We start from the raw sequence: 12,643 nt of genomic DNA, 5'->3' as shown, positions 1-12,643 counted from the left end.
CCGGTGATCCCCGGCAGTGGCCTGCGTGGGCGCCTGGGCCCGACGGCAGGCAGTCGCCGGTGATCCCCGGCAGTGGCCTACGTGGGCGCCTGGGCCCGACGGCAGGCAGCCGCCGGTTGATCCCGGCAGCGGCCTTCGTGGGCGCCTGGGCCCGACGGCACGCAGTCGCCGGTGATCCCCGGCACCGGCGGCCCCGCCCCGTCCAGGCGGCAGCCGCGAAGGCGGCTGAACGGCCCATCCCGGCGCGCGGCCGGTGCCGTCCCCGCGCACGCTGGTGCCATGGCGTCCGACAAGCCCGTCGTGGTCTACCCGCCCGCCGCGGACGGCGGCCGGCGGGTCCGTGTGGACGACCAGTTCCTCGGCATCGCCTACGGGCCGCTCGACGTGGCGGAGTTCCTGCGGCGGGCCGGGATCGAGGACGCGGACGCGGCGTACGTGGCGGCCACAGGGCTGATCGAGTGGCGCGGCGGCGGGCCCGGCACCTGGGGAGCCGGTCCCGACGGCGACTCCGCGTGAGACTCGCTTCGCCCGGTCGCGGGCGGTTGCGTGACCCCGGAGCGGGTCCGGCAGTTGAGTCGGGCATGAAGAAGCGCAGCATGCTCGCCATCGCCTCCCTCGCCACCGGCTTCGTCGTCGCGGCGGTCACCCCGTCCCACGCCCTCGGGGACAGCCTCGGCACCCTGAGCGTCGACGACACCCTCAAGACCATCGACGAGACCGTCGCCAAGGACAGCCTGTCCCTGGACCGGGAGGACGGCACCCAGGCGAAGAAGAAGGGCTGACGAGCCGCACGGCCCCGCGGCCACGGCGCCGGCGCCCCTGTGATGAGGGGGGCGCCGGCGCCGTCGTCATGTGCGCCCTCAACTGCGGCTGGTTTCCGTGGCAGGGTGGAGCGGGCAAGCCTCAGGGGGCCAACAGAAGAGGGGGACCTGTGACCGTCGTCTGGATCAACGGCGCGTTCGGTGCGGGGAAGACCACCACCGCACGGGAACTGATCGAACTGATCCCGAACAGCACGCTCTTCGACCCGGAGGTCGTCGGCGGCGCGCTCGCCCACCTGCTGCCACCCAAACACCTCGCCGAGGCCGGCGACTTCCAGGACCTGCCGATCTGGCGACGGCTGGTGATCGACACGGCGGCCGCGATGCTCGCCGAGCTCGGCGGGACCCTCGTCGTCCCCATGACCCTGCTGCGCCAGGAGTACCGCGACGAGATCTTCGGGGGCCTGGCCGCGCGCAGGATTCCGGTCAGCCACATCCTGCTCGCTCCGGCCGAAACGATACTGCGGGAGCGGATAGCGGGCCGTGAGGTCCCGCGCGACCTGCCCGACGGCGACCTGCGAATACGCCAGTGGTCCTTCGACCACATCGAGCCGTACCGGGCCGCCCTCGCCTCCTGGCTCACCGCCGACGCCCACCCGGTCGACACCAGCGACCTCACGCCGTACGAGACGGCGGTCCGGATCGCCGAGGCCGTCACCGGCGGTTCCGTGCCCGTCTGCGACATCGTGCAGACACCCGAGCCCACCGCGGAGACCGTCGCCTCCGGAGTGCTCCTCTTCGACGAGCAGGACCGGGTGCTGCTCGTCGACCCCACGTACAAGGCCGGCTGGGAGTTCCCCGGCGGCGTCGTCGAACCCGGAGAGGCGCCCGCACGCGCCGGGATGCGCGAGGTCGCCGAGGAGACCGGCATCAGCCTCGACGAGGTGCCGGGCCTGCTCGTCGTCGACTGGGAGCGCCCCGCGCCCCCCGGCTACGGCGGTCTGCGGCTCCTCTTCGACGGCGGCCTCCTCGATTCCGCCGAGGCGGGGCGGCTGCTGCTGCCCGGCCCGGAGCTGCGCGCCTGGCGCTTCGTCACCGAGGAGGAGGCCGCAGAGCTGCTGCCCCCGGTGCGCTACGAGCGGCTGCGCTGGGCCCTGAGGGCACGCGAACGGGGAGCGGCGCTCTACCTGGAGGCCGGTGTGCCGGTCGGCTGACGCCCGGCACACCGCCCCCGCCCTTTACCCGGCACGGGGGATTCCGAGGGAAAAGCAAAAGGAAACAGCGCAGGAGTCACGGCCAATCACTGCCCAAGGAATCTCCCGCAAACCTTCACGCGGCGGGTAATCACATTCCCCGCTCTCGTCAACACTTTTCCATGACCGCAAACAATCCCTTTTCTCGCCCCTGCGTGGCTTGACCGGACTCGCACGCCGTTGCGAAAGTCCGCAGAGTCTCACGGCGGAAACAACGACCGCCACCCAATTTCCTTGCCTCAGGGGCAGATCCGGGATGTCCGTACGATGACCACGCAACACCAGCCGGTCGACACCGGCGGCGGCACCACGCTGCTGACCGAGCCGTCGACGCAGGACTCCAGACCCGGCGGCACGGTTGTCGCCGGCCGCTCACCGGCCCGGATGGCCTGGCGGCGGATCAGGCGGGACAAGGTCACCACGGCCGCCCTGGTGGCCACCCTCCTGTTCATCGCGATCGCGCTCCTCGCGCCGGTGCTCACCGCGCTGACCGGCTGGGGCCCGATCACCCCCGACAACAAGGCGATCAATCCGGACACGGGCAATTTCCCCTACGGATCGCTGGGCGGCATCAGCGCCCAGCACCTGCTCGGCGTCGAACCGGGCACGGGCTACGACCTGTTCGCCCGCATCGTCTACGGCCTGCGCACCTCGCTCTGGGTGGGATTCGCCTCGGCCCTGCTGTCCACCGCGGTCGGTGTGGTGGCCGGGCTCGCCGCCGGCTACTTCGGCGGCTGGGTCGACTCCCTGCTCTCGCGGATCATGGACGTGATGCTGGCCTTCCCGCAGCTGCTGTTCATCATCGCGCTCACCCCGGTGATCCAGAACGCGTTGCAGACCAACAGCCACGGCGGCACCGACGAGAACCTCCGGCTGCTCGTCCTGGTCCTCAACATCGCCGTCTTCGCCTGGGCGTACACCGCACGCCTGGTGCGCGGACAGGTGCTGTCCCTGCGCGAACGCGAGTTCGTCGACGCAGCGCGCCTGATGAGCGCCGGCCGCCGGCACATCCTCTTCCGGCAGCTGCTGCCCAACCTGTGGGCGCCGATCCTCATCTCCTTCGCGCTCGCCGTCCCGCAGAACATCACCACCGAGGCGGCCCTTTCCTACCTGGGCGTCGGCGTCATCCCGCCCAACCCCGACTGGGGCGCCCTGCTGTCGGACGCCTCCCAGTTCTTCCTCCAGGACCCGATGTACCTCTTCGTGCCCGGCGTCCTGCTCCTCGTCCTGGTCCTGGCGCTCAACCTCCTGGGGGACGGCGTCCGGGACGCCCTGGACCCCCGCGCCCGGCGCGGCTGACCCGAGCCACCCCCCCCCCCGAGTATCGGCCCGGCGGCCCCACGAACGGCCGCCGAGCCCGTAGCAAGAAACGGAGTTTCCTCAATGACGCGCAGCACGCGCAGATCGCGCACGGTCGCTCTCACGGCCTCCGCCGTGATGATCGCCCTGGGGGCCACCGCATGCGGAGGGTCCTCCGGCAGCAGCGCCGGCGGCGCCCCCGGCAAGGGCGGCACGCTGACCATCCTCGACAAGGCGGACTTCGACCACCTCGATCCCCAGCGCGTCTACACGACCGAGGGTCAGAGCATGGACCAGGAGATCATCCGCACCCTCACCGGCTGGGACGAGACGGGAGCGACCCCCAAGCTGGTCGGCGACCTGGCCACCGACACCGGAACACCGTCCAAGGGCGCCACGGTCTGGACCTTCCACCTCCGGCACGGCGTCAAGTACCAGGACGGCACCGAGGTCACCGCACCCGACGTCAAGTACGGCGTCGAGCGGTTCTTCTCCTCCGACATCAACGGCGGCCCGCCCTACGCGGCCCAGTGGCTCGTCGGCGGCGCCGACTACAAGGGCCCCTACAAGGGCAAGCAACTGGACTCCATCCAGACGCCGGACAAGTACACCATCGTCTTCCACCTGAACCAGCCGGTGGCCGACTTCAACGAGACGACCACGATGCCCGGCTGGTCGGCGGTGCCCAAGGCCCATGACACCGGCTCGACCTACGACACCCATGTGTGGTCCGACGGCCCGTACATGATCAAGTCGTACACCAAGAACAAGGAACTGGTCCTCGCCAGGAACACCCACTGGTCGCAGTCGACCGACCCGATCCGGCAGCAGAACGTCGACGGGATGGACGTCCGGTTCGGCCAGGACGAGTCGGCCATCGACCAGCAGATCAAGGCCGACGCGGGCACCGCCCAGACGTCGATCCAGCAGTGGCCGATCGCGGGCTCGGACCTGGCCCAGCTGGCCAACGACCCCTCGCTGAAGAGCCGTTACTACAAGATCCCCGCCCCCGGCATCAACTACCTGGCCATCAACACCACCCGCGTCAAGAACCTGAAGGTCCGTCAGGCGATCGAGTACGCCATCGACAAGACCACGGCCCGCGGCGCCTTCGGCGGCTCCGCCTACGGCGACTACGCCACCACCATGCTGAGCCCCGGCATCGGCGGCTACAAGAAGTTCAACCTGTACAGCGCCAACCCGGCGGGCAACCTGGCCAAGGCCAAGGAGCTGATGAAGCAGGCGGGCAACCCCAAGCCGACCATGTCGATCGCGGTGGAGAACACCCCCACCCAAGAGCACTTCGCCGACGCCGTGAAGACCGCGCTGGAGCGCATCGGCATCCACGTCAACATCACCCCGATCGACGCGGCGAACTACTTCAGCACCATCGACAACGTGAAGAACCAGTACGACCTGACCTGGGTCGACTGGATCGCCGACTGGCCGAACGCCTCCACCGTTCTGCCCGTCCTCTTCGACGGCCGGCTGATCCAGAAGAACCCGCAGGCCAACCAGGACCAGTCCTACCTGAACGACCCGAAGGTCAACGCGCTCATCGACAAGGCCGCCAAGACGGCCGACGTCAAGCAGCGCAACGCCCTCTACGGCCAGGTCGACCAGCAGGTCCTGAAGGACGCCGCCGTGGTGCCGCTGATGTACATGAACTTCAGCGAGATGTCCGGATCCAAGGTCGGCGGGGTCATCCCCGACACGATCGTGGCCGAGCCGAGCCTGGTCCACGTCTACGTCAAGCACTGACGCCCCTCCTCTAGACCCCGCCGGCGGCCACGGCCGCCGGCGGGCATCCCACTCACGTCAGGTCCCGGCACCCCATGTTTCGTTACCTCATCAGACGCCTGCTGGCAGCGGCCCTGATCATGCTGGTGATCACCACGATCACCTTCTTCATCTTCTTCGCGCTGCCGTCCGACCCCGCACTCCTGGCCTGCGGAAAGACCTGCTCGCCCTCGCGCCTCGCGGAGATCAAGCACTCGCTGGGCCTGGACCAGAGCTACCTGACCCAGTACTGGGAGTTCCTCAAGGGACTGTTCGTCGGCCGTGACTTCGGCGACCAGAGCGTGCGCATCCACTGCGGCGCCCCCTGTCTCGGCGTCTCCTTCCAGACCGACACCCCCGTCCTGACCACCCTGCTGTCGGACTTCCCGGCGGACCTCTCCCTCGGCCTCGGCGCAGCGGTGGCCTTCCTGGTCCTGGGCGTCGGGCTCGGCACCGTCGCCGCGGTGCGCCGGGGCAGGGCCGCCGACAAGGCGGCGGTGGGACTCGCCCTGTTCGGTGTGTCGGTGCAGATCTACTTCATCGGTCTGCTCCTGCTGTACCTCTTCGTCGACAAGTTCCAGATCCTGCCGACCTCCGGCTACACCTCCATCACCGAGGATCCGGCCGGCTGGTTCAAGGGCCTGATCCTGCCGTGGACGACCCTCGTCATCGTCTACCTGGCGATGTACACCCGGCTCACCCGCTCCTCCATGCTGGAGGTCTTCGCCGAGGACTACATGCGCACCGCCCGCGCCAAGGGCCTGCCGGCCGCCACCGTCGTCCTCAAGCACGGCCTGCGGGCCGCCATCACCCCCATCATCACCATCTTCGGCATGGACGTCGGCTCCCTGATCGGCGGCTCCGCGGTCATCACCGAGTCGGTGTTCGGCATCAACGGCATCGGCAAGCTCGCGGTCGACTCCGTGCAGAACTCCGACCTGCCGGTCATCCTCGGCACCACGCTCTTCGCCGCGACGTTCGTCGTCGTCGCCAACGTCGTCGTCGACCTCGTGTACGGCCTCGTCGACCCGCGCGTGCGCCTCGCCTGAGCCTCCTTCTCCATCCTTAGGAACACCCGTGTCCGTTCAGACCTCACCGCAGCCCGCGGACGTCGCACCCGCGACCGCACCCTTCCTCGACGTACGCGACCTGAAGGTGCACTTCCCGACCGAGGACGGCCTCGTCAAGTCCGTCGACGGCGTCTCCTTCACCCTGGAGAAGGGCAGGACCCTCGGCATCGTCGGCGAGTCCGGCTCCGGCAAGTCGGTGACCTCACTGGCCCTGCTCGGACTGCACAAGGGCACCCGCGCCCAGGTCAGCGGCGAGATCCGGCTGGACGGCAGGGAGCTCGTCGCCCTGCCCGAGGCCCAGATGCGCGCCCTGCGCGGCCGCACGGTCTCCATGATCTTCCAGGACCCGCTGTCCGCGCTGCACCCCTTCTTCACCGTCGGCTCCCAGATCGCCGAGGCCTACCGGGTGCACCACAAGGTCTCCAGGAAGGAGGCCAGGGACCGCGCGGTGGAGATGCTGAAGCGGGTCGGCATCCCGCAGCCCGAGCGCCGTGTCAGGGACTACCCGCACCAGTTCTCCGGCGGCATGCGCCAGCGAGCCATGATCGCCATGTCGCTGGTGTGCGACCCGGAGCTGCTCATCGCCGACGAGCCCACCACCGCCCTGGACGTCACCGTCCAGGCACAGATCCTGGATCTGATCCGCGACCTCCAGGAGGAGTTCGGCTCCGCCGTCGTCATCATCACGCACGACCTCGGCGTGGTCGCCGACGTCGCCGACGACATCCTGGTGATGTACGGCGGCCGCCGCATCGAGTACGGCGCCACCCGCGATGTCCTCAAGAACCCCCAGCACCCTTACACCTGGGGCTTGTTGCAGTCGATGCCGCACCTCAGCGGCGACGTCGGCGAACGGCTGAACCCGATCCCCGGCAGCCCGCCGAGCCTGATCAACCTGCCGGACGGCTGCGCCTTCCACCCCCGCTGCGCCTACAAGGGCTGGGTGCCTCAGGGTCGTTGCACGGCGGAGCGGCCCGAGCTGCGACTCCTCTCCGGCAGCGAACGGCACCTCGCCGCGTGCCATCTCAGCGACGACGCCAAGCAGGAGATCCGCGGCGGGGACGGTCCGGACGACCGGGGCGCCGCAGCCGCACGGGCCGCGCAGTGACGGCGGCGGACGAAAGGGAACATGCCGTGAGCACCACCGAGCCCGGCACCGGGCAGCGCACCGACCGCCACACCGCCGAGAACCTCCTGGAAGTGCGCGGTCTGCAGAAGCACTTCCCCATCCGGCAGGGCATCATCTTCCAGCGGCAGATCGGGGCGGTCCGGGCCGTCGACGGCATCGACTTCTCGGTCGGTCCCGGTGAGTCACTGGGCCTGGTCGGCGAGTCCGGCTGCGGCAAGTCGACCACCGGCCGGCTGATCACCCGGCTGCTCGAACCCACTGGCGGCTCCGTCGTGTTCGACGGCGAGGACATCACGCACCGGCCGCCCGGGCGGATGCAGGAGGCCCGGCGCAACCTCCAGATGATCTTCCAGGACCCGTACTCGTCGCTGAACCCCCGGCACACCGTCGGCACCATCATCGAGACGCCGATGCGGCTCAACGGCATCAACCCTCCTCAGGGGCACAAGAAGCGCGCCCAGGAACTCCTGGAGACGGTGGGCCTCAACCCCGAGCACTACAACCGCTATCCGAACGAGTTCTCCGGTGGCCAGCGCCAGCGCATCGGCATCGCCCGCGCCCTCGCCCTGCGGCCGAAGCTGATCGTGGCCGACGAGCCGGTGTCGGCGCTGGACGTCTCCATCCAGGCCCAGGTCGTCAACCTGCTCCAGGACCTCCAGCGGGAGTTCGGCATCGCCTTCGTCTTCATCGCCCACGACCTGGCCGTGGTGCGGCACTTCTCCGAGCGGGTCGCCGTGATGTACCTCGGCAAGATCGTGGAGGTGGCCGAGCGGGAGTCGCTCTACACCCGGCCCCGGCACCCCTACACGCACGCGCTGCTGTCCGCCGTGCCCGAGGCCGACCCGGACGCCGTCGAGCGGCGCGAACGCATCCGGCTGGCCGGGGACGTGCCGTCGCCGATCGATCCGCCCTCCGGCTGCCGTTTCCGCACCCGCTGCTGGAAGGCACAGGACAAGTGCGCCACCGAGGAACCACCCCTGGCCCGGGCCGAGGGCAGCCCCACAGGCCATCTCACCGCGTGTCACTTCCCCGAGGAGCCCACGGTCGCCGCGCGCGAGGAGGACATCGTCCTGGACCCGGCGCTCGGCTAGGACCCGTCCGCCCGATCATGCCGGCGAGGGTGCGAGAGGTGCCGAAGCAGAAGGCCCCGTCCGAGGACGGGGCCTTCTGCCGGAGAGGGGAGCGGTCAGCCGGCCGCGTAGTTGCGCAGGAACAGCGCCTCCGCCACCGACAGGCGCTCCAGCTCGTCGGGGGACACGCTCTCGTTCACCGCGTGGATCTGCGCCTCCGGCTCGCTCAGCCCGATGAGCAGGATCTCCGCGCTCGGGTAGAGGGCGGCCAGGGTGTTGCACAGCGGGATGGAGCCGCCCTGCCCCGCGTACTGCATCTCCTGGCCCGGGTAGGCGACCGCCATCGCCGCCGCCATGGCCTGGTACGCCGGGCTGGTGGTGTCGGCGCGGAACGCCTGGCCCTCACCGATCTGCTCGGTGCTCACCCGCGCACCCCACGGCGTGTGCGCCTCCAGATGGGCCTGGAGCAGCTTGGTCGCCTCGCCCGCGTCCACCCCCGGCGGCACCCGCAGGCTGACCAGCGCCCGGGCACTCGCCTGCACGGACGGGGTGGCACCGACGACCGGCGGGCAGTCGATGCCGATGACCGTGACGGCCGGCCGCGCCCAGATCCGGTCGGCGACCGTACCGGACCCGATCAGCTCCACACCGTCGAGCACCTTGGCGTCCTGCCGGAACTGCTCCTCCCCGTACTCCAGACCCTCCCAGGCAGCGCCCCCGGACAGCCCCTCGACGGTCGTCGAACCGTCCTCGGCGCGCAGCGAGTCCAGGACCCGGATCAGCGCGGCCAGCGCGTCGGGCGCGGCGCCGCCGAACTGGCCCGAGTGCAGGTTGCCCGCGAGCGTGTCGATCCGCACGCGGACGAGGGTCATACCGCGCAGGGTGGAGGTCACGGTCGGCAGACCGGCGCGGAAGTTGCCCGCGTCGCCGATGACGATCGTGTCCGCCGCGAGCAGCTCCGGATGGGCCTCGGCGTACCGCTCCAGACCGCCCGTGCCCATCTCCTCGGAGCCCTCGGCGATCACCTTGACGCCCACGGGGATCCCGCCGTTCGCCTTCAGCGCGCGCAGCGCCAGCAGGTGCATGATCAGGCCGCCCTTGCAGTCGGCGGCCCCGCGCCCGTACCAGCGCCCGTCCCGCTCGGTCAGCTCGAACGGCGGCGTCGTCCATGCGGCCTCGTCCAGCGGCGGCTGCACGTCGTAGTGGGCGTAGAGCAGGACGGTCTTCGCGCCGGCCGGGCCGGGCATGTAGCCGTAGACGGACTGCGTGCCGTCGGGGGTGTCGAGCAGGGCCACGTCCTGGAAGCCCTCGGCGGTGAGCGCGTCCGCGACCCAGCGGGCGGCGCCCTCGCTCTCGCTCCTCGGGAACTGGTCGAAGTCCGCCACCGACCGGAAGGCCACCAGCTCGGTGAGCTCCTCCTTCGCCCTGGGCATCAGCGAGGCGACGGTCTCGGCGACCGGATTCGACGACATGGGCACGCTCCTCGTGGGTGCGACGTTGTACGGATGCGTACTTCTCGGTACGCGGTGATCGTGTGGTGCGGGCGCGGCCCCGTGTAAGGGCCACCCACGTCGCCGATCCTCCCACAGCGGCCTGCGGTGACCGCCGCCGTAGGATGCGGGAGACAGCGGCAGGCGGCTTGATCGGGAGCAGTAGACCATCGTGAGCAGCGAGAACTCTTCGGCGGACGACGCGCGGCAGGTGTGGGACGTCGTCGTGGTGGGCGCGGGACCCGCGGGCGCTTCGGCCGCGTACGCGGCGGCAGTGGCCGGCAGACGCGTGCTGTTGCTGGAGAAGGCCGAACTGCCGCGGTACAAGACGTGCGGCGGCGGCATCATCGGCCCCTCGCGCGATGCCCTGCCGCCCGGCTTCGAGCTGCCGTTCCGCGACCGGGTGTACGCGGTGACGTTCTCCAACAACGGCCGGTTCACGCGCACGCGCCGCTCGAAGCAGATGCTGTTCGGGCTGATCAACCGGCCCGAGTTCGACCAGCAGTTGGTCGAGCACGCGCAGAAGGCGGGCGCCGAGCTGCGGACGGGCGTCACGGTCCAGCGGGTCGAGCAGCACGGTTCGACGGTGCCGGACCGGCGCACGGTCGCCGTGGTCCTCCAGGGCGGCGAGGTCGTGCTCGCGCGGGCCGTCGTCGGGGCGGACGGCAGTGCCAGTCGCATAGGGGCGCACGTCGGGGTCAAGCTCGGTCAGGTGGATCTCGGCCTGGAGGCGGAGATCCCGGTGCCGGAGACCGTCGCCGAGGACTGGAAGGGCCGGGTGCTCATCGACTGGGGCCCCATGCCCGGCAGTTACGGCTGGGTCTTCCCCAAGGGCGACACCCTGACGGTCGGGGTGATCTCGGCCCGCGGTGAAGGCGCCGCGACCAAGCGGTACTTGGAGGAGTTCATCGGGCGGCTCGGCCTGGCCGGCTTCGAACCGAGCATCTCCTCCGGGCACCTGACCCGCTGCCGGGCCGACGACTCGCCGCTCTCGCGCGGACGGGTGCTGGTGTGCGGCGACGCGGCGGGGCTGCTGGAGCCGTGGACCCGCGAGGGCATCTCCTTCGCGCTGCGCTCCGGCCGCCTCGCGGGGGAGTGGGCGGTGCGGATCGCCGAGGCGCACGACGCCGTGGACACGCGCCGGCAGGCTCTCAACTACGCGTTCGCCGTCAAGGCCGGGCTCGGGGTGGAGATGAGCGTCGGCAAGCGGCTGCTGACGGTGTTCGAGCGTCGTCCTGGGCTGTTCCACGGGGCGCTGACGGGGTTCCGCCCGGCGTGGAAGGCGTTCAAGGAGATCACGCAGGGCTCGACGTCGCTGGGCGAGATCGTCCGCGCGTATCCGGTGGCCCAGCGTGCGCTGGCCGCGCTGGACCGCCGTCCCGCCGCGGGCGGCGAGGTCAGTTCGTCGGAGTGATCTCGAAGACCGGGTGGTCGGGGGCGATGCGGCGCAGATCGGCGTCGGGGGAGTCGGGACCGACGCCGTTGAAGAAGACCCCGACCTCCGCCTTCCAGCGCTTGAGGTAGGCGCGCAGGACCGGGGTCTTGTCGTCGTCGCCCACCTCGGCCGCGGTGAAGGCGTCCACGCGCTTGCCGAGGTGCAGTTCACCGCCGCCCGCGGCGCGCATGTTGTGCGTCCACTGCACATGGCCGCGGGGGGCGACCAGGTACTGCCTGCCGTCCAGGGTCAGCACGTTGACCGGGGTGGTGCGCCACTGGCCGCTCTTGCGGCCGCGGACGGCGAGGACACGGGAGCCCCAGACGCTGATGCCGCGGCGGGCCGTCCAGGCCACGACGCGGTTGAAGACGTTGACGGTGAACCAGCCGGGCTTGCGGACGTGCGTGGACATGGTGCCCCCTCGGGTGACGGCGAAGCGGTGCTCTCTTCTGTGAGCACTGCTCTCGCTTCCTGGTGTCAGTCTGCATCAGGCCGCCACGCCGATGCAAGAGCACTGCTCTCGTTTTTGTTCACTGCTCTGTTCTGTGTGCACTGCTCTGTTTCCGTGGGAGACTGCCCGGCATGAGCACCGCACACGGCGCCCGTGCCCGGGCCAGGATCGAAGTCACCGCGGCCATCAAGGACGAGGCCCGCAGACAACTCGCGGCTCAGGGCGCCGCCCGGCTCTCCCTGCGGGCCGTGGCCCGTGAGCTCGGCATGGTCTCCTCCGCGCTGTACCGCTACTTCCCCAGCCGTGACGACCTGCTGACCGCTCTCATCATCGACGCCTACGACTCCCTCGGGGAGAGCGCCGAGGCGGCCCACGAGGCGGCGGCCCCGCCCTTCCAGCGCTGGATCTCCGTCTGTGAGGCGGTGCGGGCCTGGGCGCTGGACCATCCGCACGAGTACGCGCTGATCTACGGATCACCCGTCCCCGGCTACACGGCCCCCGACGCCACCGTCCCCGCCGCCGCCCGCGTCGGACTGCTCCTCATCGGCATAGCCCGTGACGCCCACCAGGGATCGGCGCTCGACCTGCCGGCGCCGGCGGACGCTCTCCGCCCGGAGGCCGAGCGCATGGCCGCCGACCTCGCCCCCGACCTCCCCCCGGAGGTCGTGACGGCCCTCGTGGCGGCCTGGGCCCAGCTGTACGGACTGGTCGGTTTCGAGCTGTTCGGCCAGTTCAACCGGGTTGTGGAGGACCGGGAGACGTTCTTCCGGCACGCTGCGGGGCAACTCGCCCGGGGGGTGGGGCTGGCGCCCGGGCCCCGGTAGACCACCGGGCCGGTGACCCCACGTACTTCCCCGGGAGTACGCGTGATCACCACGCCGGGGTGACGCGGCCGCGGAGGCGTGG

The 12,643-nt window shown here is 70.6% G+C and carries 12 protein-coding genes; 10 read left to right on the top strand and 2 right to left on the bottom strand.

Annotated features, from left to right (window positions below; all coding sequences use genetic code 11):
* Window positions 1-279 precede the first annotated feature (279 nt).
* The 8 genes from AB0E85_RS09910 (at window position 280) to AB0E85_RS09875 (ending at window position 8,382) form a co-directional block, all read left to right on the top strand.
* Entirely contained in the window at window positions 280-516 is a 237-nt protein-coding gene (locus tag AB0E85_RS09910) for a hypothetical protein (protein ID WP_361924467.1), read from the top strand.
* A 65-nt stretch (window positions 517-581) separates the two neighbouring features.
* Window positions 582-782, top strand: a complete 201-nt coding sequence (locus tag AB0E85_RS09905; protein ID WP_361924465.1) for a hypothetical protein — start codon at window positions 582-584, stop codon at window positions 780-782.
* Window positions 783-931: 149 nt separating this feature from the next.
* Window positions 932-1,975: an NUDIX domain-containing protein gene (locus AB0E85_RS09900; protein WP_361924463.1), complete on the top strand. Its 1,044-nt coding sequence runs from the start codon at window positions 932-934 to the stop codon at window positions 1,973-1,975.
* Window positions 1,976-2,281: 306 nt separating this feature from the next.
* Entirely contained in the window at window positions 2,282-3,313 is a 1,032-nt protein-coding gene (locus AB0E85_RS09895) for an ABC transporter permease (RefSeq protein ID WP_361924461.1), read from the top strand.
* 84 nt (window positions 3,314-3,397) lie between these two features.
* On the top strand, window positions 3,398-5,074 hold the full coding sequence (locus AB0E85_RS09890; protein ID WP_361924459.1) for an ABC transporter substrate-binding protein: 1,677 nt from the start codon (window positions 3,398-3,400) through the stop codon (window positions 5,072-5,074).
* 74 nt (window positions 5,075-5,148) lie between these two features.
* Window positions 5,149-6,141, top strand: a complete 993-nt coding sequence (locus AB0E85_RS09885; protein WP_361924457.1) for an ABC transporter permease — start codon at window positions 5,149-5,151, stop codon at window positions 6,139-6,141.
* Between the two features lie 28 nt (window positions 6,142-6,169).
* Window positions 6,170-7,270 (top strand): ABC transporter ATP-binding protein, encoded by a 1,101-nt coding sequence (locus tag AB0E85_RS09880; RefSeq protein WP_361924455.1) that lies wholly within the window; start codon window positions 6,170-6,172, stop codon window positions 7,268-7,270.
* Between the two features lie 26 nt (window positions 7,271-7,296).
* Window positions 7,297-8,382 (top strand): dipeptide ABC transporter ATP-binding protein, encoded by a 1,086-nt coding sequence (locus AB0E85_RS09875; RefSeq protein WP_361924453.1) that lies wholly within the window; start codon window positions 7,297-7,299, stop codon window positions 8,380-8,382.
* A gap of 95 nt (window positions 8,383-8,477) precedes the next feature.
* On the opposite strand, the gene AB0E85_RS09870 is transcribed toward AB0E85_RS09875, so the two are convergent.
* Window positions 8,478-9,833 (bottom strand): dipeptidase, encoded by a 1,356-nt coding sequence (locus AB0E85_RS09870; RefSeq protein ID WP_361924451.1) that lies wholly within the window; start codon window positions 9,831-9,833, stop codon window positions 8,478-8,480.
* A 190-nt stretch (window positions 9,834-10,023) separates the two neighbouring features.
* Between AB0E85_RS09870 and AB0E85_RS09865 the strand changes: the two genes are divergently transcribed.
* A complete protein-coding gene (locus AB0E85_RS09865; protein ID WP_361924449.1) occupies window positions 10,024-11,265 on the top strand; it encodes a geranylgeranyl reductase family protein in 1,242 nt (413 codons plus the stop codon).
* Here the strand turns inward: AB0E85_RS09865 and AB0E85_RS09860 are convergent.
* Window positions 11,249-11,698, bottom strand: a complete 450-nt coding sequence (locus AB0E85_RS09860) for a nitroreductase family deazaflavin-dependent oxidoreductase (RefSeq protein ID WP_361924447.1) — start codon at window positions 11,696-11,698, stop codon at window positions 11,249-11,251. The genes AB0E85_RS09865 and AB0E85_RS09860 overlap by 17 nt on opposite strands.
* Before the next feature lie 170 nt (window positions 11,699-11,868).
* Here AB0E85_RS09860 and AB0E85_RS09855 point away from each other — a divergent pair, with 170 nt between their 5' ends.
* On the top strand, window positions 11,869-12,561 hold the full coding sequence (locus AB0E85_RS09855; protein WP_361924445.1) for a TetR/AcrR family transcriptional regulator: 693 nt from the start codon (window positions 11,869-11,871) through the stop codon (window positions 12,559-12,561).
* The last annotated feature ends 82 nt before the right edge of the window (window positions 12,562-12,643 follow it).

The organism is Streptomyces sp. NPDC029044 (assembly GCF_040637495.1).
Taxonomy (GTDB): Bacteria; Actinomycetota; Actinomycetes; order Streptomycetales; family Streptomycetaceae; genus Streptomyces.
This window is presented reverse-complemented; position numbering and strand designations above follow the sequence as displayed.

Bases quoted from the DNA above. Each gene is read 5' to 3' on its own strand.
- AB0E85_RS09890 (WP_361924459.1), top strand. From the start codon at position 3,398: ATGACGCGCAGCACGCGCAGATCGCGCACGGTCGCTCTCACGGCCTCC.
- AB0E85_RS09910 (WP_361924467.1), top strand. From the start codon at position 280: ATGGCGTCCGACAAGCCCGTCGTGGTCTACCCGCCCGCCGCGGACGGC.
- AB0E85_RS09885 (WP_361924457.1), top strand. From the start codon at position 5,149: ATGTTTCGTTACCTCATCAGACGCCTGCTGGCAGCGGCCCTGATCATG.
- AB0E85_RS09895 (WP_361924461.1), top strand. From the start codon at position 2,282: ATGACCACGCAACACCAGCCGGTCGACACCGGCGGCGGCACCACGCTG.
- AB0E85_RS09860 (WP_361924447.1), bottom strand. From the start codon at position 11,698: ATGTCCACGCACGTCCGCAAGCCCGGCTGGTTCACCGTCAACGTCTTC.
- AB0E85_RS09905 (WP_361924465.1), top strand. From the start codon at position 582: ATGAAGAAGCGCAGCATGCTCGCCATCGCCTCCCTCGCCACCGGCTTC.
- AB0E85_RS09855 (WP_361924445.1), top strand. From the start codon at position 11,869: ATGAGCACCGCACACGGCGCCCGTGCCCGGGCCAGGATCGAAGTCACC.
- AB0E85_RS09870 (WP_361924451.1), bottom strand. From the start codon at position 9,833: ATGTCGTCGAATCCGGTCGCCGAGACCGTCGCCTCGCTGATGCCCAGG.